Origin of the sequence: Thalassospira sp. MCCC 1A02491, from assembly GCF_001613785.1 — a bacterium.
GTDB classification, from domain to species: domain Bacteria; phylum Pseudomonadota; class Alphaproteobacteria; order Rhodospirillales; family Thalassospiraceae; genus Thalassospira; species Thalassospira povalilytica.
The window spans coordinates 85,780-110,335 of the sequence record NZ_LPVX01000012.1; the positions used below are offsets into that span (position 1 = coordinate 85,780).

The 24,556-nt window shown below is 55.6% G+C and carries 22 protein-coding genes and 1 other RNA gene; 4 read left to right on the forward strand and 19 right to left on the reverse strand.

Annotated features, from left to right (window positions below; all coding sequences use genetic code 11):
- Positions 1 to 48: 48 nt before the first annotated feature.
- The 15 genes from AUQ42_RS05560 to AUQ42_RS05630 all read right to left on the reverse strand — a co-directional run bounded on the left by AUQ42_RS05560 (position 49) and on the right by AUQ42_RS05630 (position 14,879).
- Positions 49 to 774 (reverse strand): response regulator transcription factor, encoded by a 726-nt coding sequence (locus AUQ42_RS05560; protein ID WP_228195907.1) that lies wholly within the window; start codon positions 772 to 774, stop codon positions 49 to 51.
- A 331-nt stretch (positions 775 to 1,105) separates the two neighbouring features.
- Positions 1,106 to 2,221 carry a dihydropteroate synthase gene (folP, locus tag AUQ42_RS05565; RefSeq protein ID WP_068518108.1) on the reverse strand — a complete coding sequence of 372 codons (1,116 nt, stop codon included), beginning with the start codon at positions 2,219 to 2,221 and terminating at the stop codon, positions 1,106 to 1,108.
- A gap of 12 nt (positions 2,222 to 2,233) precedes the next feature.
- Entirely contained in the window at positions 2,234 to 4,177 is a 1,944-nt protein-coding gene (gene ftsH / locus AUQ42_RS05570; protein ID WP_068518109.1) for an ATP-dependent zinc metalloprotease FtsH, read from the reverse strand.
- A gap of 84 nt (positions 4,178 to 4,261) precedes the next feature.
- Complete coding sequence (tilS, locus tag AUQ42_RS05575; RefSeq protein ID WP_068518110.1) at positions 4,262 to 5,728, reverse strand: tRNA lysidine(34) synthetase TilS; 1,467 nt, start codon at positions 5,726 to 5,728, stop codon at positions 4,262 to 4,264.
- 21 nt (positions 5,729 to 5,749) lie between these two features.
- Complete coding sequence (gene ybgF / locus AUQ42_RS05580; protein WP_068518284.1) at positions 5,750 to 6,751, reverse strand: tol-pal system protein YbgF; 1,002 nt, start codon at positions 6,749 to 6,751, stop codon at positions 5,750 to 5,752.
- Between the two features lie 294 nt (positions 6,752 to 7,045).
- Positions 7,046 to 7,540, reverse strand: a complete 495-nt coding sequence (gene pal, locus AUQ42_RS05585) for a peptidoglycan-associated lipoprotein Pal (protein ID WP_068518111.1) — start codon at positions 7,538 to 7,540, stop codon at positions 7,046 to 7,048.
- Between the two features lie 129 nt (positions 7,541 to 7,669).
- Positions 7,670 to 9,040: a Tol-Pal system beta propeller repeat protein TolB gene (gene tolB, locus AUQ42_RS05590; RefSeq protein ID WP_068518112.1), complete on the reverse strand. Its 1,371-nt coding sequence runs from the start codon at positions 9,038 to 9,040 to the stop codon at positions 7,670 to 7,672.
- Between the two features lie 40 nt (positions 9,041 to 9,080).
- Complete coding sequence (locus AUQ42_RS05595; RefSeq protein ID WP_068518113.1) at positions 9,081 to 10,046, reverse strand: energy transducer TonB; 966 nt, start codon at positions 10,044 to 10,046, stop codon at positions 9,081 to 9,083.
- Positions 10,047 to 10,052: 6 nt separating this feature from the next.
- Complete coding sequence (gene tolR / locus AUQ42_RS05600; protein WP_068518114.1) at positions 10,053 to 10,508, reverse strand: protein TolR; 456 nt, start codon at positions 10,506 to 10,508, stop codon at positions 10,053 to 10,055.
- 2 nt (positions 10,509 to 10,510) lie between these two features.
- Complete coding sequence (gene tolQ / locus AUQ42_RS05605) at positions 10,511 to 11,242, reverse strand: protein TolQ (protein ID WP_068518115.1); 732 nt, start codon at positions 11,240 to 11,242, stop codon at positions 10,511 to 10,513.
- Between the two features lie 7 nt (positions 11,243 to 11,249).
- Positions 11,250 to 11,711 carry a YbgC/FadM family acyl-CoA thioesterase gene (locus tag AUQ42_RS05610; RefSeq protein ID WP_068518116.1) on the reverse strand — a complete coding sequence of 154 codons (462 nt, stop codon included), beginning with the start codon at positions 11,709 to 11,711 and terminating at the stop codon, positions 11,250 to 11,252.
- A complete protein-coding gene (gene ruvB / locus AUQ42_RS05615) occupies positions 11,711 to 12,784 on the reverse strand; it encodes a Holliday junction branch migration DNA helicase RuvB (RefSeq protein ID WP_068518117.1) in 1,074 nt (357 codons plus the stop codon). The genes AUQ42_RS05610 and ruvB overlap by 1 nt, the downstream gene beginning before the upstream one ends.
- On the reverse strand, positions 12,781 to 13,476 hold the full coding sequence (gene ruvA / locus AUQ42_RS05620) for a Holliday junction branch migration protein RuvA (protein WP_068518118.1): 696 nt from the start codon (positions 13,474 to 13,476) through the stop codon (positions 12,781 to 12,783). Before ruvA ends, ruvB begins: the two co-directional genes overlap by 4 nt.
- Complete coding sequence (gene ruvC, locus AUQ42_RS05625; protein ID WP_068518119.1) at positions 13,473 to 14,048, reverse strand: crossover junction endodeoxyribonuclease RuvC; 576 nt, start codon at positions 14,046 to 14,048, stop codon at positions 13,473 to 13,475. Before ruvC ends, ruvA begins: the two co-directional genes overlap by 4 nt.
- A gap of 84 nt (positions 14,049 to 14,132) precedes the next feature.
- Positions 14,133 to 14,879, reverse strand: coding sequence for a YebC/PmpR family DNA-binding transcriptional regulator (locus tag AUQ42_RS05630; protein WP_068518120.1), 747 nt, complete (start codon positions 14,877 to 14,879; stop codon positions 14,133 to 14,135).
- Between the two features lie 487 nt (positions 14,880 to 15,366).
- Between AUQ42_RS05630 and AUQ42_RS05635 the strand changes: the two genes are divergently transcribed.
- Both AUQ42_RS05635 and AUQ42_RS05640 read left to right on the forward strand, forming a co-directional pair.
- Complete coding sequence (locus AUQ42_RS05635; protein ID WP_068518121.1) at positions 15,367 to 17,541, forward strand: methyl-accepting chemotaxis protein; 2,175 nt, start codon at positions 15,367 to 15,369, stop codon at positions 17,539 to 17,541.
- A 377-nt stretch (positions 17,542 to 17,918) separates the two neighbouring features.
- Positions 17,919 to 20,141 (forward strand): methyl-accepting chemotaxis protein, encoded by a 2,223-nt coding sequence (locus AUQ42_RS05640; RefSeq protein WP_068518122.1) that lies wholly within the window; start codon positions 17,919 to 17,921, stop codon positions 20,139 to 20,141.
- 121 nt (positions 20,142 to 20,262) lie between these two features.
- On the opposite strand, the gene AUQ42_RS05645 is transcribed toward AUQ42_RS05640, so the two are convergent.
- From AUQ42_RS05645 to AUQ42_RS05660, 4 genes are all read right to left on the reverse strand, one after another.
- On the reverse strand, positions 20,263 to 21,078 hold the full coding sequence (locus AUQ42_RS05645; RefSeq protein ID WP_068518123.1) for a TIGR00282 family metallophosphoesterase: 816 nt from the start codon (positions 21,076 to 21,078) through the stop codon (positions 20,263 to 20,265).
- Positions 21,079 to 21,200: 122 nt separating this feature from the next.
- A non-coding RNA gene (ssrS, locus tag AUQ42_RS05650) (6S RNA) lies at positions 21,201 to 21,361 on the reverse strand.
- A gap of 161 nt (positions 21,362 to 21,522) precedes the next feature.
- A complete protein-coding gene (locus AUQ42_RS05655) occupies positions 21,523 to 21,861 on the reverse strand; it encodes a cell division protein ZapA (RefSeq protein ID WP_068518124.1) in 339 nt (112 codons plus the stop codon).
- Positions 21,862 to 21,864: 3 nt separating this feature from the next.
- A complete protein-coding gene (locus tag AUQ42_RS05660; protein WP_068518125.1) occupies positions 21,865 to 22,131 on the reverse strand; it encodes a hypothetical protein in 267 nt (88 codons plus the stop codon).
- Between the two features lie 104 nt (positions 22,132 to 22,235).
- Here AUQ42_RS05660 and AUQ42_RS05665 point away from each other — a divergent pair, with 104 nt between their 5' ends.
- Together AUQ42_RS05665 and tkt are read left to right on the forward strand one after the other, a co-directional pair.
- Complete coding sequence (locus AUQ42_RS05665) at positions 22,236 to 22,430, forward strand: hypothetical protein (protein ID WP_156480843.1); 195 nt, start codon at positions 22,236 to 22,238, stop codon at positions 22,428 to 22,430.
- Between the two features lie 122 nt (positions 22,431 to 22,552).
- Positions 22,553 to 24,535, forward strand: coding sequence for a transketolase (gene tkt, locus AUQ42_RS05670; protein WP_068518127.1), 1,983 nt, complete (start codon positions 22,553 to 22,555; stop codon positions 24,533 to 24,535).
- The last annotated feature ends 21 nt before the right edge of the window (positions 24,536 to 24,556 follow it).

Below are 24,556 nucleotides of genomic sequence, written 5' to 3' on the forward strand. Positions count from 1 at the left end.
TCCAGTGCAAGGTATCGGACGCCGGAACGGGGCGATATGCCCGAAAAGTCAGGACGCGTCAGCCGCACCCTGAACAATTGCGGTCGAGGTAAAGGCATAACCGCGACCATAGGCCGTTCTGACCGGCAGTTCTTCGCCGATTTCCTTGAGGATTTTCTGACGGACACGACGGATGGCGGTATCAAGGTTACGGCAATTTTCCGCCGTATCGGCCTTGCCAAGTTCGATGACGATTTCCGGGCGGGTCAGCCAGGCACCGTTTGCTTCGATCAGCAATTTGATGATCGTGCGTTCAGTCGCGGTCAGGGTTGCTTCATCCCCGTTGGGATTGCGCAAAGTCCAGTTCAGCATGTCGAGAACCCAACCGCCTTCAAGTCCGGCCTGTTCGGGGCCGGAGTCGACATCGCTGCGGGTTGTCCGGCGCATCAACGGTTTAAGGGCAGCTTCGATCACGGAAAGCGGGCTGTCTTTGGTCAGGTAGACATCCGCGCCGGATTTGTAACCGGTCAGATGATTATCCATGCCCGAAAGCGATGTCAGCATCATGATCCCGCAATCAATCGTTTTACGGACATGTTTTGCCAGTTCATAGCCATCGGCATCCGGCAGCATGATATCAAGAATAACCGCGTCGGGTTGCTTGGTTTCCAATGCACGATAGAAGGCTGCGCCGGTTTCACATCCCACGACGTCAAACCCGCACATTTCCAGATACTCGCACAGATCCTTGTTCAGGTCTGTGTTGTCTTCAACGACAAATACACACTGTGTCATAGCATCCCGGCCGGATGTGACGCTGCTGAAATCAGGCTGCGTCAGGCCGCCAATTCCGTTCATACAAAGACCTTCGCGTTTGCTTTTTTGTGCCAACCAAGAGTTGTGGCTTTGTGCCACTTGTATTCATTCAATATCTGGTATGTGACGATGTGCCCTATTCTGCAAGCCCCAACCGTCAAAGGTCAGAAAATGCCAGAATCCAAACAGAAAAAGGCAAGACCACATCAGGTTGGGTAAGAAGTCCCCAACCTTTTGAATGATCTTGCCTTTTAATCGAAACGTTAAAAATCACAAGCTATACAGCCAGTGAGTGTAAAGGTCTTATCGGCTATACCATAGAGGTAGAGCTGGACACTGAAAGTGCCTGCACCGTTTCCTGAACATCATGGACGCGGATCATCTGAACCCCGTGGCGCCAGCCATTGACCGCCGATGCAATAGATCCGCCAAGGCGCTGCTTGGGGTCTGCATCAGGGTCGATCTTGCCGATGAAGGATTTGCGCGACGTCCCCAACAGGATCGGGCAACCCAAACCATGGAAGATCGCCAGACGCGACAGCAGTTCAAGATTGTGCGACAACGTTTTGCCAAAACCGATGCCCGGATCAACACAGATACGGTCACGTGCGATCCCTGCCCGTTCGCAGCTTTCGATACGATCCAGCAGATAGTCATAGACATCAAGAACCGCGCAATCATATTGCGGATCGGCCTGCATTGTGCCCGGTTCGCCCTGCATATGCATCAGCATGACGGGTTTGCCCGACGCAGCGGCGACTTCCATTGACCGTTCGTCGCCTTCAAGCCCGGTAACATCATTGATGATCGCGGCCCCGGCTTCGAGTGCGGCCTCCATCACCGAGGCATGACGGGTATCGATCGAAATCACATGACCGTCGGCTACGAGTTCCCGAATGACCGGAACCACACGGTTAATTTCCTCGTCTTCGGACACATCGGCTGCACCGGGGCGGGTTGATTCGCCACCGATATCAAGGATCGATGCCCCGGCCTTTGCCATGGCACGACCGCGTGCAACCGCGTCGGACGTGGTGTTGTAATCCCCACCGTCCGAAAAGCTGTCAGGCGTCACATTGATGATGCCCATGACATGGCATGTCGCCATATCAAGCCCGGCATATTCCGGACGTTTGGCCATCAGGCGATCCAGAACATTGTTGATTTCATCGACACGTCCGCTGTTCTGAACCCAGCCTTCAAGGGCGAGCAGCGGCAGGATCATGCTTTCGGCCCCGCCACCATCGCGGCGGCGGATGATCTCAAGCGCAGAAAAGCCGCGGCGCGATCCGGCCAGCGGAAGCGTGTTGGGATCATCGGCGTGGTCAATGAAACCCGTAGGTGCGTAGTAAAGCGGTCCATCAAAATCAGCAAAGCCCCGCACATCGGCGGGGCTTCGCAGGACCGATCTTTTGATCTCGTCCATCAGTCTCTTTCGTTAGCTTCCCGGTTGCGGTTCCGGGGACAGATCCCCGCCACCTTCGCCAGGGTTGTCTTTGCGGGCACCACCGGTGCTCGGCACGGTGGAACGACGTCCACCACCCGCATCCTTGCCGCCGCCGGTCGAATGGCCCGGACGGTTGATTTCCTCGCCGCGCAGCAGCGCATTGATTTCATCACCCGACAGGGTTTCATATTCCAGAAGACCTTTGGCCAGAACATGCAGGTCATCAAGATGTTCGGTCAGAACACGCTTGGCGAATTCATAGGCCTCGTCGGAATAACGACGGACTTCGTCATCGATCAGCTGTGCCGTTTTCTCGGACACGTTTTTATGCTGTGCGACGCTGTGACCAAGGAACACTTCTTCCTGGTTATCAACGTATTTGACGTTACCCAGTTTGTCCGAGAAGCCCCATTCGGTCACCATCTTGCGGGCATACTGGGTCACCATATTGATGTCCGAAGATGCGCCAGTGGTGACCTTGTCCTTGCCAAAGATGATTTCTTCGGCAACACGGCCACCCATGGCAACAGCCAGATCCGAGATCAGCTGTTCATAGGATTTGGAAACCTGATCACGTTCCGGCAGGCGCATGACCATCCCCAGTGCGCGACCGCGCGGGATGATGGTTGCCTTGTGGATCGGATCGGATGCCGGGGTATGAAGGGCAACCAGTGCGTGGCCACCTTCGTGATAGGCGGTCAGCTTTTTCTCGTCATCGGTCATGATCATCGAACGGCGTTCCGCCCCCATCATGACTTTGTCCTTGGCATTTTCGAAATCGGCCATGGTGACGACGCGCTTGCCAAGACGGGCAGCAAGAAGGGCCGCTTCGTTGACAAGGTTGGCCAGATCAGCACCCGAGAAGCCCGGTGTACCGCGTGCAACCGTGCGCAGATCAACATCCGGACCCAGCGGAACCTTGCGGGCATGAACACCAAGAATGTGTTCGCGGCCTTCAAGATCGGGGTTCGGGACAACGATCTGACGGTCAAAACGACCCGGACGCAGCAATGCCGGGTCCAGAACGTCCGGACGGTTGGTTGCAGCAACCAGGATCACGCCTTCGTTGGCTTCGAAACCATCCATCTCGACCAGAAGCTGGTTAAGGGTCTGTTCGCGTTCATCGTTACCGCCGCCAAGACCGGCGCCACGATGGCGACCAACCGCGTCGATTTCATCGATGAAGATGATGCAAGGTGCGTTTTTCTTGCCCTGTTCGAACATGTCACGGACACGCGATGCACCAACACCAACAAACATTTCCACAAAGTCCGAACCGGAAATGGTGAAGAACGGAACGTTTGCTTCGCCGGCGATTGCACGTGCCAGAAGCGTTTTACCGGTACCCGGAGGACCAACCAGCAGCATGCCTTTGGGGATTTTACCGCCAAGACGCTGGAATTTCTGGGGATCACGCAGGAAGTCGACGACTTCTTCAAGTTCGCCCTTGGCTTCTTCGATGCCCGCAACGTCTTCAAAGGTCACGCGACCGGACTTTTCGGTCAGCATCTTGGCCTTTGACTTGCCAAAGCCCATGGCCTTGCCGCCGCCGCCCTGCATCTGACGCATGAAGAAGATCCAGACACCGATGATCAGCAGCATCGGGAACCAGCTGATCAGTGCGCTCATCAGTGGCGAAAGGCTTTCTTCCGGCTGTGCGATGATGCGAACACCCTTGTCGTTCAGTTTTTCGACAAGGTTCGGATAATCGGGGGTGTAAACATTAACAGAGCGACCGTCGCGCGTTTCTGCTGTCAGATTATTGCCCTGGATGGTGACTTCCGAAATCTGGCCGGTATCAACTTCGGCAAGGAAGTCCGAAAATGCCAGCGACGACTGGCCGGACCGTCCGGAGGGCGACTGAAACAGGTTAAACAAGGCCACCAAAAGGATGGCAATGATAACCCACAGTGCGAGATTTTTTCCCATATTCATTCCAAGCTACTGGTCGCAATTATGTGTGCCGTGACGCAAAACTTCCTGCGCAAGGCTTGATCATCAGATAGTCACAAGCCCTGCTTACGCAAGTAGGTTGTCGGGTTTCGGCGACGATTTGAAACCACTTTCCCACAAAGGTACTGGTGGTGCAAACCGCCATCGCCCGCCAAATGCAAATTTTCCCCTGCCCGAAGGCGGTTCACAGTCGGCGGCGGATAATACGTCGGAAAGCTCCGAAACCTCAAGCCCGCCAACGGATCGCAAGCCTTCTTTATCGTAGAGTGCAGGCATGGATGCAAGGGCCGCGCGCGGCAAATTGCCAATAAATGGTACGATTTCGCGCAATGCAGCCCGAAATGCCTTTGTGTGAAACACATCACAAAGATCAAGCGGCCCGATCCACGGATCGGTCAAGCCCCCGAAATCGGCGCGATTTAGCAGCAATTCGAACCGGTTATCCCAACAAACCGATCCGGTTTTAACATCCGCTGGCACATCCATCGTCACCGCCTGATGCACTGCCGCACCATCAAGCCGCCCCCGTTCGCGATACACGCAAACCTGATCGCGGCGCGCATGCAAAACGCATCCGCCCAAACTAAGGCGCGCGGACGGATTTTCAGAAATCCGCGCCAAGGCACCCGCGAGACTGTCAAAAGCCGGCATATAGCCCGCCCCGCCAACCGTTCGAACCACCTGCCCCACAGCATAAATGCGTGCGGTATCGTCGTGATGCCCGGTCATGAACAGGGACCGGTCGCAAAGCGCAACCCCATTGACATGAAGGGTTACGCACCCGGCCAAAAGACGTCCGATCGACTGTTCAAGCGCCCGCCGTTCCTTGGCAATATCCGCGCGGCATGATGATGGCCCGCAGTTGTCAGCAAGCCGGTTGCGCACCCGGACGCGTTCGAATTTTTCATTGCGATTTGACGGGTCTTCGACCCAGGTTTGATGGCGGCTCTGAAGAGTTGCGACCAGATCGACCTTTTCCACGGCCAAAAAAGGGCGCAGCACACGGGCATGTTTCATAAAGCGCCGTGCCGACATGCCTGCCTGCCCCAGCGGGGTTGGGCCACGCATTTCGCGCATGGCAATTGTTTCGGCCTGATCACCGGCATGGTGGGCCACCAGCAAATGGAAAATACCGCGATCGGCCAACAACTGATCCATCAGATCATAGCGCGCGCGTCTGGCCTGTTCCTGCACCGCACGCGACGGTTTGGTGCCCTGCCATCGCAAAATGACATGTTCAATCCCGTGACGGGAAAGCTGGTTTCCGACCCATTGCGCTTCCTGGGCGGAATCGGCGCGCAATCCGTGATCGACAGTGATTGCCAGGATTGCGCCGCCCCGCGCCCGACACCATTCATGGGCCAGCAACGCCAATGCCATGCTGTCTGCGCCCCCCGAAACCGCGACACCCACAACCGGGGCTGCTTCGAACGGGGCAAATTCGGCCATCAGTTTTTCAAAGACAACGGCGTCCAGTGGAGTTCCACTGGACGCCGCAGCATGTTCGGATCTGTTCGGGACGCTGTCGGTCATGACATGCCTGTTGCCAATGGCCTATTGCGCGCAACCGCGGCTTTTGCGTTCCTGACGGGCGCGATCAAGGACAACATTCGATGCATTCGGGAAGTTATCGATCAGGTGGCCGAATGCAGTGCAGGCATCTTCGTTTTTGCCAAGATTGGCCAGCGACATGCCGAGTTTCAAAAGATTATCCGGTGCCTTGGTGCTGTCGGGATAGGTCTGGAAACCTTCAGTAAAGGCGATGGCGGCATTTTCATACTGTCCGCGCACATAATAGGTTTCGCCCAGCCAGTATTGCGCATTACCCGCCAGCGGATCATTGGGGTGCTGGGCGACAAAGCTGCTAAGCGCCTGTTCGGCAGCCGGGAAATCCTGTTTGCGCAGCAGGCCAAAGGCTTCGCGATATTGTTCTTCGGGGGTGCCGGTCGATGCCGATACCGATGCGGACTGGGTCGATGCCGCAGATACATTGCCCGACGGACCGGACGGAATTTTTGGCGGCTGCCCTTCGCTTTCGATCACGCCAAACAGCTTGGTGCCGCGTTCGTTAAGACGTTCGCCACTTGCCGATCCGCCCAATTCGCTTGATGCGACCGCATCACCGGTTGGCGCCGGACCATCCGCAGCCCCCGCAGCCAGCGGCGCAGCACCGGACGGGGCCGCACCGGACATGGCACCACCATTTTCAAGCTGGCCAAGACGGAAATCGATATCGGCAACCAGACGTTCCAGACGTTCTTCCATCTTGCGAATACGGAAATCGAACTGTTCGAGTTGCCCGGTCAGTTGCGACGCATTGCGCTGAAGTTCATTGATCTGAACCTGCTGGCGGGCTGCTGCCGGGGTTGAGGCGCTGTCGGCACCAGATGCGGCAGCACCGGCAGCCGCACCTGCGCCACCAGTCCCTTCGCGGTAGACATAACGCTGCAAGAGATCGAGATCCTTGCGCAGTTGTTCGACCTGGCGGGACATGTTGGCGTCCTGGGCGTGGACCGTTCCTGATCCAAGTGACGTCATCGCAAACACGGTACCCATGGCCAAAGCCACAAGAATCCGGCGGCCTTTACGCGAAGTTGCGGCCCCTGTTGCGCGTGAACCCGTGGCACTGGCCCGATCGGATCGGATCGCGGCACAGGCAGCAAGGTGCGATTCAGTGGTGGGTCGAACTCGGATCATTATCAGGTCCTTTGTCGTCAATGCTGTCTTTGTTGCGTCACTATGAACAGGACACGATGACATTTTCAACATTTTCAGGCGGCAAAAATAAGGCGCCTGCCCCGGACGGGACAGGCGCCTTGGTATTCAAGTCAGGCTTTCACCTGCACGCGCTTAGCGGATAACCGATACAGCGCGGCGGTTTTTCGCCCAGCTTTCTTCGTCATGGCCAAGAGCGACCGGACGTTCTTTACCATAAGAAATGGTTTCAACGCGCGACGGGTCGATACCCAGAGCGATCAGGTAATCTTTAACCGAGTTCGCGCGACGTTCGCCGAGTGCAAGGTTGTATTCACGGGTGCCGCGCTCGTCGGCATGACCTTCAACAACAACTTTGTACTGCGGGTATTTTTTCAGCCAAGCGGCCTGCAATTCGAGGGTGCGACGTGCTTCGCCAGCCAGATCGTATTTATCGAAGCCGAAGAAGACGCGGTCACCAACGTTAACAGCGAACCACTCTGGGCTGCTTTCCGACAGCGACGTGCTGGTGGACGGCTGGTTTACAGTCGATACACCCTCGCCACCAGTGGTCGCAGAGCTATCAGGTGCAGTTTCACATGCAGCCAGAAGAGCGGCAGCAGCAAAAACGCTGAGAATACGAAGTTTCATTTAAGTTTTCCCCTTAACACCGGACGCATTCGCCCGAGGTTGGTGTTTTCCATGTCTCGCGACACCGAAAATGCCCGCGATAAAAGCGAATCGCATTCAGTGCTTCGCGATGACTATACTCTTGAGATATCAGGGAATCAAGGGTGACCATGCTGGATCCGACCCATCCGCAGGTGTAACGATCTCTCGCTCGTTATAACCTGTGAGATCTATCGAATACAGACGATAGCGATCCTTGGTCCCGTCCCTGGACGGGTGCTGGCGGTGATACATCAACACTCTTCCGTTCGGAGCCCATGTTGGTCCCTCTACGAGGAACCCTTCGGCCAGCAGCCTTTCACCACTGCCGTCTGGCCGCATGACACCGATATAGAACCTACCTCCTTGTGATTTGGTGAATGCAATCAGGTCTCCGCGTGGCGACCAGACTGGTGTGGCGTAAAGACCCCCACCAAAACTGATACGCTGAACGCCACCACCATCTGCATTCATCACGTAAATTTGTTGTGACCCACTGCGATCAGAGTTGAACGCAATGCGCGAACCGTCAGGCGAATAGGAAGGCGAGGTATCCACGGCGGCATGACGCGTCAGCTGATGCTTTTCGCGCGTGCGCAGGTCCAGTTCATAAATTTCACTGTTCCCGTCAAGCGCTTGCGACATGACAACCGAGTTCCCGTCTGGCGCGAATCGGGGCGCAAAAGTCATCCCCGGAAAATCGCCCAGCAATTCCAACTCGCCGGTATCGATATCCAAAACATAGACGCGTGGCTTGTCGTTGAAATACGACATATAGACCACTTCCTGTGCTGTCGGCGAGAAACGCGGGTTCAGCACAAGGAACCGACCGTCCGACAGGAACCGGTGGTTTGCACCATCCTGATCCATGATCGCCAAACGTTTTACACGTTTGTCGGCCGGGCCTGATTCAGACACATACACAATTCTGGTGTCGAAATATCCGGTTTCGCCGGTAATGCGCTTATAGATCTCGTCAGCGATCTTGTGCGCAATACGGCGCCAGTTATTGGGCTGTGTACGGTAGGCAACACCAGACATCTGGGTTTCTGCCAGCACATCCCAAAGACGGAATTCGACACGAAGCAATCCGTTTGGTTCCGTAACAACGCGACCATTGACCAGTGCCTGGGCACTGATGGCGCGCCATTCGGCGAAGTTCGGATTGACCGCCAATGATGCGGCACTCTGGATGAATGCCTTTTCATTGATCGGCGCAAATAGCCCCGAACGTTCGAGGTCGGCAGCAATCACCTGTGTCAGGTTCTGGCCGATCTCGGTTTCGGCAACGCCTTCACCCGGGAAGCGGGTGACGGCAATTGGCATTGGCTTGAGTTCACCCCGGGTGATGTCAATCCGGAGTTCCGCCTTTGCCGGCGACATGAAACCGACATTCAGGCCAGCGACAACGGCAAGGGCACACAGTGTCGCGACACTGCTTCTTACCCAAAATCGTTTTCCTGCGTTGGTCTTGATCGTCATCCTGCCTCGCTATTTTCCACGCGTGTTCAAGAACTTATCATTAAAGGCCCAGCATTTCACGCATGTCGAAATTAAACGTGAATGTGCGCCACATTTCATATTTATCCAGCGGCAGTTTTAGAGGACTGCATTGCGGATTTAGCACTGCTCGCAAAGCACTTTCTGCAATCGTACGGCGAGAAGAATCGCCCTGTATGTCATTCAGATTACTGATACGTGCCTGTCGAACGGTTCCGTCAGGGTTTGCGCTGACGTGAATTTCAACAGCAAAGCTCCCGGCTTCCTTGGCACCGGCCGGCGGGCTCCAGCATTTTTCAATCTGGCGCTTTACGGCATCAAGCTCGCTCATGGTCAGATTCGCATCCAGTCTGGTTGCCACGACCTCGCTGGCGTTTTCTTCGGGTACCTGATCAGGTTGCGGTTCCGGGGTTGCCTGTGCCGTTTCCTTCAGCTTGCTCACATCCTTGAGAACACTCATCAGGTCGCGCTTTTTCGGCTCTTCCTTCTTGGGTTCTTCCTTTTTCGGTTCCGGCTTTTTGACCGGCTCGGGTTTGGGCGGCTGTGGCTTGCTGTCGGGCTTTACCGCAGCCAGTTCGGTCGGCTGTGGTTCCGGTTTGGGTTCAGGCTGCTTTTTAACCTCGGGCGTGGGCACCGGTTCCGGCTTTGGCGCCGGTTTTGGTTCGGGCTTCGGCTCTGGTTTCGGCTCGGGCTTCGGTTCCGGTTTGGGCTCGGGTTTCGGTTCGGGCTTTGGTTCCGGTTTCGGCTCAGGCTTTGGCTCGGGCTTTGGTTTCGGCTCGGGCTTGGGTACCGGTTTTGGTTCCTTTTTCGGTTCGGGCTTTGGCAATGCCTTGGTCGGGGCAGCGGAAAACTCGTCCACTGTCACGACTTCGACCGAAATGGACTGCAATTCCAGCGGCGTTTCATCAAACAGGTCAGGCAAGCCCAACCACGCAATCAGAAACAGCGCAATATGCAAACCAAGCGATATGAGAGCGTAACGCAGCATAGTCTGTTACGAACCCTTGTTGGGCAATTCGGCGATCAGGGCGACCTTGGTAAAGCCGGCATCCTTGATCAGCCCCATAACTTCCATCACCCGGCCGTAATCAATGGCCTTGTCACCGCGCACAAAGATGCGGGTGTCGGCCTTGTTATCGGTAATGGCCGCGAGCTTTTCGGTCAGGGTGTCCTGCGCGATTTCACTATCCATAATATAGATGGTGCCTTCACGCGAAACCGAGACGACAAGCGGCTCGTCCTGCCCGGTCATCGGGGCGGCGCTGGTTTCGGGCAGATCGACTTCGACACCAACCGTCATCAGGGGGGCTGCGACCATGAAGATCACCAGCAGCACCAGCATGACGTCCACCATCGGCGTGACGTTGATGTCGCTCATCGCTGCGCGTCGGTTACTCCGACGTCCGCGACGGCGTCCTCCACCAGATCGGGATGCGAGTTGAGCGCCCATAATCAGTCTCTCGTATCGTCAAGTTGGCGCGAGAGGATCGAGCTGAACTCGTCCACGAAGGCTTCAAGACGGTTGCTGTAGCGATTGAGATCACTGGAAATCTTGTTATAGGCAACCACGGCCGGAATTGCGGCAACAAGACCCATGGCGGTTGCAAACAGGGCTTCGGCGATCCCCGGTGCGACGACCGCAAGCGAGGTGTTTTTGGATGCGGCGATCGACTGGAAGGACACCATGATCCCCCAGACAGTACCGAACAGACCGACAAACGGTGCGGTCGAGCCGACCGATGCCAGGAAGGTCATGTAACGTTCGACGCGATCCATTTCACGGCCCAGCGTGATTTCCATGGATTTTTCAAGGCGCTGCTGCAAACGGGCGCGCATGGTATCACCATGAACACCGCGCGCATTCGAACGACGCCATTCGCGCATTGCCGAAACAAAGATTGCCGACATCGGATCACGCGGCTTATCCGCAATCCGGTCATACAGGTCTTCAAGCGAACCGCCCGACCAGAATGCTTCTTCGAATGTGCTGGCTTGCGCGCGCAACTTGCGCAGGCGCATCAGCTTTTCGATGACAATCGCCCATACCCAGACAGATGCCAGCAACAGTCCGATCATCACCGTTTTGACGACCAGTCCAGCCTGCATGAACAGTCCCCACAGAGACATGTCATGCGCCATGACCGACTGCCCCAGCGTTACCGCGTCGACCACTTGATTTTCCATATTCCCGTTAGTCCTTGTTCACATCCAGATATCGACTAAATACTGTTCTTAATTCTTCGGGCAGTCTTTGTGCCCGAAGTTCTTCCAACGACATGCAGGCGAGATAAATCTCGATCACCACAAGTTCTTCTTCGCCGCGCATGATCTTTTGTTCATACCCGAGTGATGCGCCCCCTAGCTTAATCACCCTGGTTTCCACCGTCAGGCGGTCTTCCAACTGAGCGGCGCGACGAAAATCGAGCGTACAGTGTCGAACGGCTATGGCAACTTTGTGGCGTTCTGCAACATTTCGATTGGTAAAGCCCAACAGGTTAAGCATCGCTGAACGCGCACGTTCGGCAAATGCAAGATAGTTGGCGTGATATACGATGCCGCCGGCATCAGTATCTTCATAAAATACGACTAAAGGATAAATGTGACGTTTGCCGTCCATGTAGCCCAGCAGGGCATCATGTGTGTCCTGTCCCATCAGGAATCGCTCCTTGATGATCCATTACCCTGACTGTCAAAAAGATCGGACATCGGCATCCCGCCCGCTTCACGCGGCGGCGTCAGACCAAGATGCTGGAACCCCTTGATACCCAGCATGCGCCCGCGCGGGGTACGCTGGATCAGGCCCTGCTGAAGAAGATATGGTTCGATCACGTCTTCGATGGTGTCGCGTTCTTCCGACAGGGCCGCGGCAAGGGTATCAACCCCGACCGGTCCACCACCGTAATTTCCGGCAATACAATTAAGATAGCGACGGTCCTGACTGTCCAGACCGAGGTTATCGACCTCAAGCCGGGTCAGCGCCGCATCGGCAATAAATTTATCAACCGGTGACTTTTCAGCCACAGCGGCAAAGTCCCGCACACGTCGCAACAAACGCCCGGCAATACGCGGCGTACCGCGCGACCGGCGTGCAATTTCCATCGCACCTTCTTCGGTCATGTCGAAATTCAACAACCGCGCACCGCGCGACACAATCGAAACCAGTTCTTCGGGCTCATAGAACCGCAGACGCAGCGGAATGCCGAAACGGTCACGCAGCGGTGTGGTCAAAAGCCCCGAACGCGTGGTCGCGCCAACCAGGGTAAAGGGTGGCAAATCGATACGGACCGAACGGGCCGCCGGCCCCTCGCCGATGATCAGATCAAGCTGGAAATCTTCCATCGCCGGATAGAGGATTTCCTCAACCGCCGGGTTCAAACGGTGAATTTCGTCAATGAACAGAACATCGCGCGGCTGAAGGTTCGTCAAAAGAGCGGCAAGGTCACCCGCCTTGGCAATGACCGGACCGGAGGTTGCGCGGAAACCGACGCCAAGTTCACTGGCAACAATTTGCGACAACGTGGTTTTTCCAAGTCCGGGCGGACCAAAAAACAGGACATGGTCCATGGCCTCTTCACGCGCACGGGCCGCCTGAATGAAGACATCAAGGTTTTCGCGCACTTCTTTCTGACCGGTGAAATCATCGAGCCGGCGCGGACGCAGCGATCCTTCCTGATGGTCTTCTTCGCGACGCTCACCACTGAGCAGACGGTCTTCTTCTTCGCTCACGCGCTAAGCTCCTTCAGTCCCAGACGGATCAGGGTATCGATTGTCTTGTCATCGCCGGCCTGCTGGGCGGCCTTGCCCACCGCGCCAAATGCCTCGGACCGGCCATAACCAAGATTGACCAGTGCCGATACGGCATCCGCCATTACGACACTATCATCCACAACCGGTTCGGCCGGGGCTGTGTCGATTTTCACATCTGTTTTGGATTTTGCGGTTTTCTTTGCCTTGGCTTCCGGCTTGGCAGGTTCCGCAGCCGGGCTTTCCGGTGCGGCCACCGGACCAAGATTAAGCTTTGCGGCCTTGTCCTTGAGTTCACCGACAATCCGGGTTGCGACCTTGGGCCCGATGCCCGGTGCGCGGCACAATGCCGTCGTATCCTGGGCGGCAAGGGCGCGCAAAAGATCGGTCGGGCTCAGCACCGACAACAGGGCAAGGGCAACCTTGGCCCCTACCCCCTGCACGGTGGTCAGCAACGAAAACCACTGTTTTTCGGCGTTATCGGCAAAGCCATACAGGTGAATGTGATCTTCGCGAACGTGGGTTTCGATCATCAAACCGGCATCCCCGCCCTTTGGCGGCAACATGGAAAGCGTGCGGCGCGAGGCAAACACAAGATAGCCAACGCCATTCACATCAATGATGACGCTGTCTTCGCCAATGAAATCGACAATTCCGCGCAGTTTCGCGATCACCTGTATCGTCTCCCGTTTCCTGTTGGTTTGGCCGCCATGCTTGCCGCAAGCGACCGGTTCCCGGCATGTTGCGCGTGACAGATCGCCACCGCAAGTGCATCGGCCGCATCCGCCCCGGCAATTTCACATCCCGGAAGCAGGGTCGAAACCATCATTTCGACCTGTTGCTTGGCGGCGTGACCGGCACCGACAACAGTCTTTTTGACGGCATTGGGTGTATATTCCGTTACCGGAATGCCATTGCGCGCCGGTGCGAGTAAGGCAACACCACGCGCCTGACCGAGTTTAAGGGTGGATACCGGGTTCTTGTTGACAAAGGTTTCTTCGACCGCGGCCTCGTCCGGGTCCCAGGTCTGAATCACCTCGATCAGGCCGGAATGCAGCTGATCAAGGCGTTCGGCAAGGCTTAGCGACTGGGTGGATGTGACAATGCCGTTGGCGACATGGCGCATCCGGTTGTCCTGAAGGTCGATCACCCCCCAGCCCGTGCGTTGCAGACCGGGGTCAATTCCAAGTACGCGGACCACTATGTCACCCCATTTCCCGGAAGCCAGATACAAAACACCCGCCATTCAAACATGAAGGGCGGGCATCAAACCGCCCCCGAACATGATGGCGTTTGCAACCATATTCGGGGGAGTGGTTTTTAAACAAGTCTAGTTATCGAGACCAGCGACGATTTCGTCGGTCCAGGCAACGTTGGTCCAGACGTTCTGGACGTCATCATTGTCTTCGAGAACATCAACAAGCTTCATGATGCTCTGGGCCTGTTCGACATTGATTTCGGCCTCGGTCACGGCACGGAAGACCATTTTCGCACTTTCCGGATCGCCAAACTTTTCGGTCAGCGCTTCGCGAACAGCGTTCAGGTCTTCAAGTTCGGTATCAACTACGTGGCTGTTTTCATCAGACTCAACGTTTGCCGCACCGGCTTCGAGGGCCGCTTCGAAGATTTCGTCAGCATCGGCGGCATCTGCCGGATAGACGATTTCACCAAGACGGTTGAACATAAAGCCGACCGAACCGGTTTCGCCAAGGTTGCCACCGCTTTTTGCAAAGGCAGCACGCACTTCGGACGCGGTACGGTTACGGTTATCAGTCAGTGCTTCGACGATGACGGCAACACCAGCGGTGCCATAACCTTCGTAGCGGACTTCTTCGTAATTGTCGCCCTCGCCTGCACCGGTCGCCTTTTTGATGGCGCGTTCGATATTGTCCTTGGGCATGTTCTGACCGCGGGCCGCCGCGATCGCAGCACGCAGACGCGGGTTGCTGTCAATGTCTTCGCTGATTTTTGCCGCAACCGTAATTTCGCGGGCAAGCTTGGTGAAGATCTTGGCGCGTTTTTTATCCTGGGCACCTTTGCGGTGCATAATGTTCTTAAATTGGGAATGGCCGGCCATAACCTAAAACCTGTATTCATTGAACTCGATGTGGAACGGTATCGGGTGATACCACGCCGGTCATGCGGGAGTTCCCTGTCAGACCAGCCCGTCCGGACATCTGCAAGACAATGCTTTGTGTCGTTTGCAGCAGGTACGAACGAAAATTTCGACCGCTCCTATAGCCTGTTTACCTGCCAAGGTCCAGCGATGCTTGGTATCGCTGCCAAGATCACCGGGAATGAACCGCCCCGGACCACAGATCACACCACCAATCCAGGTGGCAATTTTCTTGCATTTTACAGCTTCGGTTTGGTTAGATGTTGCAGTCGCAAAGATATTCTTTCATTAATAATACGAATGTAACTTATTAAACTAAAGAAGAACACTCTCCGGGGTCCAAGATGCCGGCCTGGTTGAAAAGACCATTTTCTTTTCAGGCGGCCGAAACAACCCGAATGGACACAGAAGCCATACGGGAACAGTCAGGAAACAAAGGTTAGATAGAATGGGAACTAAATTCGGGGTCCAAAGCAAGTTACTGATTTCATTTGCTCTGGTTGGATTGATGGCGGTTATTTCCGCTGTTGTCGGCGCTGTATCCTTCAACAAATTCGGTGATGCTCTTACGACCATCACGGAAGAAAAGCTTCCGCCTATTGCTGCGGCACAGGCCTTGGCAACCGAAAGTGCAGAAATTGTCGCTATTGCACCGCGTATCGTTGCATCCGCAAACACGGATGAAGAAAACGCGATCAATGACGAACTTGCTATCCGTCTTCAGGCGCTGGTTTCGAAAATCAACGAAATCGAAGCCACCGGCTTCATGCCCGAGGTCATTGCAAGCATCAATGACAATCGCGGTCTTTTGCAGGACAACCTTGAAAAGCTTCATGCGGTAACGCAGGAACGTTTCCAGATTGCCAACGAAAAAGCTGAAAAACTTACGGAATTCCAGAACCTGTCCAAACGGTATGCAGATACCCTGAAACCGGTTCTGTCCTATACGCAGAATGATATTTCCCAGGGTGGCCAGTTCGCCGCATCGCTTAAAGATGACCCGGCAAAGAAATTCAGCACCGACAAGGAAGAAATTCTTGAAGTCTTCCAGAAATATTCTTCTGCCATCGAGACCCGCACCCCGATCCTTGACATTGAGCGTCTTGGATCGTCTGCGTCGAACATGATCATTTCGAGCACCACGGAAACCCAGGCGGTGCGTCTTTCGATCATTCCGGTGCGTATTCGCGGCACCTATAGCGACGCGCTGAGCCAGCTTGATGCCATCGGCAATGACCGTCTGAAGGCATTTTATGTCGATCTGATTGACAAGATGCAGAAGCTTTCGGTCGGCGAAGGCAGCCTTCCGGATCTTCGCAAACGCGAACTTGAAGCCAGCGAACAAAGCCAGGCACTGGTTGTGCAGAGTGGCGAATATGCCAATGCGATGCGTGCAAGCGTTGCCGAACTGGTTGCCGGTCTGAATCAGGAAGTCGCCGAAGCCGCTGCCGAAGCCGGTATTGTTGAAAAGCAGGGCCTGACCGCCCTTGCAGCCGTTGCCGCAATCGCAATCATCATTTCGCTTCTGATCTATGTGCTGTATGTCCGCGGCAACGTTCTGCGTCGTCTTGGCGGTCTTCAGAAAACCATGGTTCAGCTGGCGGATGGCAATCTTGACGTTGATGTCCCGGCCAAGGGCAATGACGAAATCAGCGCCATGGGCCGTGCGGTTGAAGTCTTTAAGGACAACGCCCTTAAGGTTCGCGAAATGCAGGCCGAGGAAGAGCGCCTTAACCGTGAACGTAACGAAGCCCTTCGTGACGAGCTTCTGGGCCTTGCCGATACGTTGCAGAACGAAGTTGAAAGTGCCGTGAACGAGATCGCCGCCCTTGGTGATCAGCTTCAGGGTGTTTCCGGTCAAATGACATCGAGCGCCGAACTGGTATCGGGTCAGACCGAAGATGTTGCCAATTCCGCACAGGAAGCCACCGGCAATGTCGAAACCGTTGCAGCCGCAACCGAGCAGCTTTCGGCATCGAATGCGGAAATCAACCGTCAGATGGCGGAATCAACCCGCATTTCGAGCGAAGCATCGACCCGCGCACAGCAAACCAACGAACTGGTTGTCAGCCTGTCGCAGTCAGCTGATCGCATCGGCGAAGTGATCGCCCTGATCACCGACATCGCCGAACAGACCAACCTTCTGGCACTTAACGCAACCATCGAGGCCGCCCGTGCCGGTGATGCCGGCAAAGGCTTTGCCGTGGTTGCCGCCGAGGTTAAAAACCTGGCCAACCAGACCGAAAAAGCGACCGAGGAAATCTCGGGCCAGATTGCCGGTATCCAGAAAGCCACCGGTGAATCTGTTAACGCGATTGGTGACATTGGCCGCATCATTGAAAACATCAATGAAATCGCCACCACCATTTCAGCCGCGGTCGAAGAACAGGGTGCCGCAACCGATGAAATCACCCGCAACGTGCGCGGTGCTGCGGACCGTACCCGTTCGGTATCGGCGTCAATCACCGAGGTTGCCAGTGAAACCGGTAAAACCGGCGAACTGTCCAGTCAGGTTCTGGCCACAGCCCAGAACGCATCGGAGAAAGTTGAAAACCTTCGGTCGCGGATCAACGGCATTCTCGATGACTTGCGCAAACAGGCGCATGATCGGGCTGCTTCCTGATCGAAGAATCGACACCATCCTGACTGAAAGGGTCCGCCGTCCGGCGGGCCCTTTTTCGTTTTGCCCCTGTGACCGGGTATCCGATTTGTCGGAAATTCGGCAGAAACGCCCGTAAAAACCCGTAGCAAAACCGCACAACCTATACGTCTGTTTAAGCATAAAAACTCATGCTTAGTTTGCGTGCTATGTGCTATATGGGCTTTAACTATAACAGAAAAGTCGCTTTTTCCGATCAAGCCGCCCCACAACCTGGCAGACCGGCCCTACCCTTAAAGTGACATATCCAGGGAAGCTACATCTGAGAGACCCACAATAAGCAGGTCGACGCAGCACGTGTGTCGGCACGGGACTCATTCGTCTATGGGGTATCATGAACTATGGGACTTAAATTCAAGCGCGGCAGCTCCCCGTCGCCATCCAGTAAAACAAAAACATCGGGACTTGGTGTCCGTGAAAAGCTTGCCGGTGCGTTCTTTCTTGTCGGTCTGATCGCTGTGCTTGCCGCGACTGTTTCGGTCTTTTCATTCAACAAATTTGGCAGCCAGCTTGACGAAATCACCCATGCCCAGCTGCCACCAATGTTCACCGCCCAGCAGTTGGCCACCGATAGTGTAAAGGTTGTCGCATCCGCACCGCGCATCGTTGCCGCCACGTCCCCGGAAGAAGAACAGGTCGTCAAGATCGAACTGGACATGCTGCTTGACAGTCTGCGCGAGAAACTTGAACAGCTGTCGCAGTCCGGCCTGCCGCCCGCATCGCTGTCTCATATTGAAACCAACGGCAAAAACCTTGCCGATAATCTTGAGAAACTGCACGACACCACGCTTCGCCGTTTTGAAGCCGCCAACAAGCTGGCAGAAAGTCTTGATAAGTTTCAGCAGCTCAATAACCGGTTTGGTTCGATGCTCAAGCCATTGCTGGCAATGTCACAGAACCAGATTTCCAACATCGGCACCCAGGTTGAAGACATCCGCAAAAGCGGTTCTTTCCTGACGCTGGATCAGAAAACCCAGGGCACCGAGCTTCTGGTCAAACTTGATCAGACGATTGCCGAACGTGCACCGATTCTTGAGCTGTCGAAACTTGGCGGTGATATGGCCAACACAATTCTGGCCGCGGCATCAAGCACGGATGAAACCCGCCTGAAAATCATCGGCGTGCAGGTCAACGGGGCGATCGGCACCATCGAGACCCTGATCAAGAATCTCGAAAACAAGAAACTTCAGACATATTATTCCGACCTGATGGGCGACATCAAAACGCTTGCCGTCGGGGATCAGAGCATTCCGGCATTGCGCCTGGCCGAACTGCAACTGATCAAGGAACAGGGTGAAGTTGTTATTGAAAGCGCCGATTACGCAACCACCATGGAAAGTGGTGTGAATGCATTGGTCGAGGCCTTGCAGACCGGTGTTGACCGTTCTGCCGGTGCGGCCAATACGCTTAGCATCCAGAGCACCTATGTGATGTATGCGGTCGGCGCGCTGGCGGTTCTGTTGCCGCTTCTGATCTTTGTATTCTATGTGCGGGGCAATCTTCTGCGCCGTCTGGCCGGCTTGCAGAAAACCATGGTTGCACTGGCAGCCGGGGATCTTGCGGTTGATGTCCCGTCCAAGGGCAATGACGAAATCAGCGCCATGGGGCGCGCGGTTGACGTGTTCAAGGAAAACGCCATCAAGGTCCGCGACATGCAGGCCGAGGAAGAGCGCCTTAACCGTGAACGCAACGAGGCCCTTCGTGATGAGCTGCTTGGTCTTGCCGATACCCTTCAGGGGGAAGTGGAAACCGCAGTAAACGAAATCGCCGCCCTTGGCGAACAGCTTCAGGGGGTTTCCGGTCAGATGACCGAAAGTGCCGAACTGGTTTCAAGCCAGAGCGAAGACGTGTCGACATCGGCACAGGAAGCCACCGGCAACGTCGAAACCGTTGCCGCCGCGACCGAGCAGCTTTCAAGTTCGAATGCGGAAATCAACCGTCAGATGGCGGAAACCACCCGTATTTCCAACGAAGCCGCCCAGCGGGCCCAGCACACCAACGAGCTGGTTGTCAGCCTGTCACAATCGGCCGGCCGCATTGGCGAAGTGATCGCCCTGATCACCGACATCGCCGAACAGACCAATCTTCTGGCACTTAACGCGACGATCGAGGCCGCCCGTGCCGGTGATGCCGGCAAAGGCTTTGCCGTTGTTGCCGCCGAGGTTAAAAACCTGGCCAACCAGACCGAAAAGGCGACCGAAGAAATTGCAGGTCAGATTTCCGGTATTCAGAAGGCCACCGGTGAGTCCGTGACCGCAATCGGTGAAATCGGGACAATCATTGATAATCTTAATCAGATTGCCACGACGATTTCCGCCGCGGTCGAGGAACAGGGTGCCGCCACCGATGAGATCAGCCGCAATGTTCGTGGTGCTGCCGATCGTACCCGTGCGGTATCGGCATCGATCACCGAAGTCGCCAATGAAACCGGGCGCACCGGTCAGTTGTCGGGCGAAGTTCTGACCACGTCGCGTGCCGCATCGGAAAAAGTCGGCGAAATGCGCAATCGTATCGCCAGCATCCTTGAAGATCTGCGTCAGCAGGCCCGTGATCGCGCAGCGTGATCACGCCCTGCCCGACGGTTCCAATCTGAATGACAAAGGCCCACCGGTTGGTGGGCCTTTTTTTCATCTTTTTCATCGCGGATCCGGTTGATCCGTATATGCAATCTGATTGCAGGGGCGATCAGGCGCTTGGCCAGCTGCCTTTAAGGCGCCCGCCGATGCGCACCGATTCAATACGCTTGGCAAGGCCGGTCTTGTCATCGGTTTCGACAAACACACCGCACACGGTCGCCGGGCCTTCGGCCGGTTCAAAACGACCGGACGGCATTTTGGTCAGGAATTTGCGAACCGAGTTTTCCTTTTTCATGCCGATGACGGAATCAAAGTCACCACACATGCCAACATCGGTCTGATAGGCCGTACCATTTGGAAGAATTTGCGCATCCGCCGTTGGCACATGGGTATGCGTGCCCAGCACAAGCGATGCCCGCCCGTCGCAATGATGGCCAAACGCCATCTTTTCCGACGTGGTTTCGGCATGGAAATCCAGAATGATCGCATCGACATTCTTGCCCAGCTTGTGCTTACCAAACAGCTTGTCCGCGCCCTGGAACGGGCAGGAAAGCGGATCCATGAAAAGACGGCCCATCATATTGATGACGCAGACCTTCTTGCCCGATCTGGTTTTGAACACGTAATCGCCATTGCCCGGCGTCCCATCAGGGAAATTCCAGGGACGCAGGAGTTTTTCATCCTCGTCGATATAGGCGATGATTTCGCGTTGATCCCAGACATGGTTGCCGGTGGTCAGGACATCCGCCCCCGCCGCGTAGAATTCCTTGCAGATTTTGGCGGTCACACCGAAACCATGGGCCGCGTTTTCGACATTCACCACAGCGATATCAACAGACAGGCGATCGCGAAGCATCGGTAATGCTTCCAGCGCTGCCTTGCGGCCGGTTTGGCCGAGAACGTCGCCAAGATGAAGTAAACGCATATTCTTTCCTGTGTTTTTTTACATACCTCAACTTGCAGGCATGATTTTAGCAATGCTCCCTGATCCGGGACGCACCGCATACTGCATTACGCAAAGGAGAAGGGATTTGTTCAATAAGATAAGCGGGAGCCGCCGCTGCCGTTGGCCATGTGGTAATTCCTCGTGACCTGCAGGTGCAGGTGGGCGCCGTATAACCAGACCACGGCCTGGCAAGGGACAGCTCCCTAGAGAAATGAGCATCGGCCCCGGGAATTAGCGAACCTGACGAACAGGGCAGCCCCCTTATGCTGGGTTCTTGATCTCCGCGTACGGCGCATCGCAAACGGTCAGCGACGGGAACTTAGTCCCCGGTCATTGGAATTTCAAGTGGATTACACGCATTTGTCAGCGTCCCCCACCCCGCATCTGACCATCGCGCGATCACGGATCGCCGATAATCGGCAATCAGCTTTGTGCAAGCTTGTCGGCGATGGCTTCGACCCGGGCAGCCATTGTTTCGATATTTTCAGCCAGTTCATCACTTTGCGCATCGGACAAACCGACCGGTTGTGGCTGTTGCGGGGTCTGGTTTGCGAGCTGTTCCTGCGCATTACCAAGTTCATCGGCAATCAGCAGGCTGGTCATGACCAGCAAACGCTGTTCCCCGATCTGGCCGACCGCATCGGCAATTTCCTTAACACGGTCATTCACATAACCCGCAAGGGCGTGAATGCGATCTTCCTGCCCGTCATCACATGCGATGTCGTAGCTGCGACCATTAATGCGGATGGATACCTGTGCCATGGATTACGCCTGTTTCTTTACGGGGTCTTCGGCAAGAACGAATTTAAGCTGATCTACTGCACCGTCGAGCCGGGCGGAAACCGTTTCGGTTGCCTCGGTCAGACGATCATAATCCGCGCGCATCGCCGAAAGTTGCGCACGCAACGCTTCAACTTCCTGGGTGTCTGAAACGGCGGACTGATTTTTCTGACTGATGGCCGACTCCGCTGCCAGTTCCAGACGGTCCAATGCTGATTTCAGTCGATCACTTGCCTGTTGCAACCGCGACATGGATTATTACCCGATTGTTTGCTGTTTTTCCCTAGACCACAGAACGAATTGATCTGTGACGAATCACTATCGGCCTTATCAAGACCTGTGAAGATGTCATGATCATGGCTTTAACACCCGACACCCTGATCAACAACATTTTTGCCCGGCTGACGGCAAAAACACCACAAGCCGACATTGGTGATAACATCAGGAAAACACGGGGTGCCAATCACAAACCGGTCAGCATGGCGAACCGCAGCCATGCACAACCGACACATCTGTTAGCCGGAATCCGGGTAACTGGCGTCGTTTTTTGACAGAAGCGGTTGACGGATGCCCCCCATAAGGGCATCTTCCGCGCGAATTCCGTTAATTATGGAATAACCGTATTTAAAGTGTTTTCATCGCCCGACCGCGAAACCCCCAGGAACCGCATCACATGACGACGCAAGTAGAACACAACCGCATGGCCAATGCCATCCGCTTCCTCTCGGCAGACGCTGTTGAGAAAGCCAACTCCGGACATCCCGGCATGCCGATGGGCATGGCAGACGTTGCGACTGTTCTTTACACCAAATTCTTGAAATTCGATCCGAAGCACCCGAACTGGCCGGACCGCGACCGTTTCATCCTGTCGGCTGGTCACGGCTCGATGCTTCTTTATTCGCTTCTGCACCTGACCGGTTACGAAGATTTCGATCTTGATCAGATCAAGAATTTCCGTCAGATGGGCTTCCGCACGGCCGGCCACCCGGAATTCGGCCATGGCGCGGGCATCGAAACCACCACCGGCCCGCTGGGTCAGGGTATTGCGACCTCGGTCGGTTTCGCACTTGGCGAACGCATCATGAATGCACGTTTTGGCGATGATGTTGTTGATCACTACACCTATGTGATTGCGGGCGACGGTTGCCTGATGGAAGGCATCTCGCAGGAAGCCATTTCGATGGCCGGTCACATGAAACTGTCGAAACTGATCGTTCTGTTTGACGATAACGGCATTTCGATTGACGGCCCGACGTCGCTTTCGACGTCTGAAGATCACACCAAGCGCTTCGAAGCTGCTGGCTGGGATGTTCAGGAAATTGACGGCCACGACCCGGTCGCCATCGAAGCCGCCATTGCCAAGGCAAAAACCACCAACACCCCGTCGATGATCGCCTGCAAAACCCAGATCGGTTTTGGCGCACCGACCAAAGCAGGTAGTTCGGCAACGCACGGTGCTGCCCTTGGCGCCGAAGAACTTGCCGGCATGCGCAAGAAACTGAATTGGGATTACGAGCCGTTCGAAATCCCGGCCGACATTCGCGAAGCTTGGCTTGCAGCCGGTAGCCGTGGTGCGGATGATTTCAATGCCTGGGGTTCACGTTTCGAAGGTCTTGAAGCTGGTCTGAAAGACGAGTTCGAGCGCCGCGTCGAAGGCAAGCTTCCGGAAAACTGGATCGAAGCGTTCAACGACTACAAAAAGCAGATCACTGCTGATCAGCCGAAAGTCGCGACCCGTAAGGCTTCGCAGAACATTCTTGAAGTTCTGACCAAAGCGATCCCGGAAATGATCGGCGGTTCTGCCGACCTGACCGGTTCGAACAACACCAAGACCGGCGTTCAGGCACCGATCACTGCCGAAGGCGGTTATGAAGGTGCGTATATCTATTACGGTATCCGTGAACACGGCATGGCAGCAGCCATGAACGGTCTGGCACTGCATGGTGGCGTTCTGCCCTATGGCGGGACCTTCCTGGTCTTTACCGATTATTGCCGCCCGTCGATCCGCCTGTCGGCTCTGATGAACCAGCGCGTTGTTTATGTCATGACCCATGATTCCATCGGTCTTGGCGAAGACGGCCCGACCCATCAGCCGGTCGAACATGTTGCGTCGCTGCGTGCGATGCCGAACGTTACCGTCATCCGCCCGGCGGACGCGGTTGAAACGGCAGAAGCATGGGCAATGGCTATCACCAATGAAAGCGGCCCGACCGTTCTGGCACTGACCCGTCAGAACCTGCCGACGCTGCGTACCGATTATCGTGAAGACAACCTTGTCGCACGTGGCGGTTATGTGATTTCCGATTGCGATGGTGATCGTCAGGTTACCCTGATCGCGACCGGCTCCGAAGTCGAGATCGCAGTTGATGCGCAGGCCAAGCTGAAAGCAGACGGCATCAATGCCGCTGTTGTTTCGCTGCCGAGCTGGGAACTGTTTGACGCCCAGTCGCCGGAATACCGCAAGGACGTTCTGGGCAGCGCACCGCGCGTTGCCATCGAAGCCCTGTCGGTGTTTGGCTGGGAAAAATATGTTGGCGATAACGGCAAGGTTATCGGCATGCACGGTTTCGGTGCTTCGGCCCCGGCCCCGGTTCTTTACGAGCATTTCGGCATCACTGCCGACGCGCTGGTCAAAGCAGCCAAGGAACTGGTTTAATTTACAGGGCCGGATCGGTAA

Coding starts and splice junctions, on each gene's coding strand:
- AUQ42_RS05635 (WP_068518121.1), top strand. CDS start 15,367: ATGGGAACTAAATTCGGGGTCCAAAGCAAGTTACTGATTTCATTTGCT.
- folP (WP_068518108.1), bottom strand. CDS start 2,221: ATGGACGAGATCAAAAGATCGGTCCTGCGAAGCCCCGCCGATGTGCGG.
- tolB (WP_068518112.1), bottom strand. CDS start 9,040: ATGACGATCAAGACCAACGCAGGAAAACGATTTTGGGTAAGAAGCAGT.
- AUQ42_RS05630 (WP_068518120.1), bottom strand. CDS start 14,879: ATGGCCGGCCATTCCCAATTTAAGAACATTATGCACCGCAAAGGTGCC.
- tilS (WP_068518110.1), bottom strand. CDS start 5,728: ATGACCGACAGCGTCCCGAACAGATCCGAACATGCTGCGGCGTCCAGT.
- ruvC (WP_068518119.1), bottom strand. CDS start 14,048: ATGGCGGGTGTTTTGTATCTGGCTTCCGGGAAATGGGGTGACATAGTG.
- pal (WP_068518111.1), bottom strand. CDS start 7,540: ATGAAACTTCGTATTCTCAGCGTTTTTGCTGCTGCCGCTCTTCTGGCT.
- AUQ42_RS05610 (WP_068518116.1), bottom strand. CDS start 11,711: ATGGGACAGGACACACATGATGCCCTGCTGGGCTACATGGACGGCAAA.
- AUQ42_RS05655 (WP_068518124.1), bottom strand. CDS start 21,861: ATGGCACAGGTATCCATCCGCATTAATGGTCGCAGCTACGACATCGCA.
- tolQ (WP_068518115.1), bottom strand. CDS start 11,242: ATGGAAAATCAAGTGGTCGACGCGGTAACGCTGGGGCAGTCGGTCATG.
- tolR (WP_068518114.1), bottom strand. CDS start 10,508: ATGGGCGCTCAACTCGCATCCCGATCTGGTGGAGGACGCCGTCGCGGA.
- AUQ42_RS05595 (WP_068518113.1), bottom strand. CDS start 10,046: ATGCTGCGTTACGCTCTCATATCGCTTGGTTTGCATATTGCGCTGTTT.
- AUQ42_RS05645 (WP_068518123.1), bottom strand. CDS start 21,078: ATGCGTTTACTTCATCTTGGCGACGTTCTCGGCCAAACCGGCCGCAAG.
- AUQ42_RS05660 (WP_068518125.1), bottom strand. CDS start 22,131: ATGTCGCGGTTGCAACAGGCAAGTGATCGACTGAAATCAGCATTGGAC.
- ybgF (WP_068518284.1), bottom strand. CDS start 6,751: ATGGGTACCGTGTTTGCGATGACGTCACTTGGATCAGGAACGGTCCAC.
- ftsH (WP_068518109.1), bottom strand. CDS start 4,177: ATGAATATGGGAAAAAATCTCGCACTGTGGGTTATCATTGCCATCCTT.
- AUQ42_RS05640 (WP_068518122.1), top strand. CDS start 17,919: ATGGGACTTAAATTCAAGCGCGGCAGCTCCCCGTCGCCATCCAGTAAA.
- AUQ42_RS05560 (WP_228195907.1), bottom strand. CDS start 774: ATGACACAGTGTGTATTTGTCGTTGAAGACAACACAGACCTGAACAAG.
- AUQ42_RS05665 (WP_156480843.1), top strand. CDS start 22,236: ATGGCTTTAACACCCGACACCCTGATCAACAACATTTTTGCCCGGCTG.
- tkt (WP_068518127.1), top strand. CDS start 22,553: ATGACGACGCAAGTAGAACACAACCGCATGGCCAATGCCATCCGCTTC.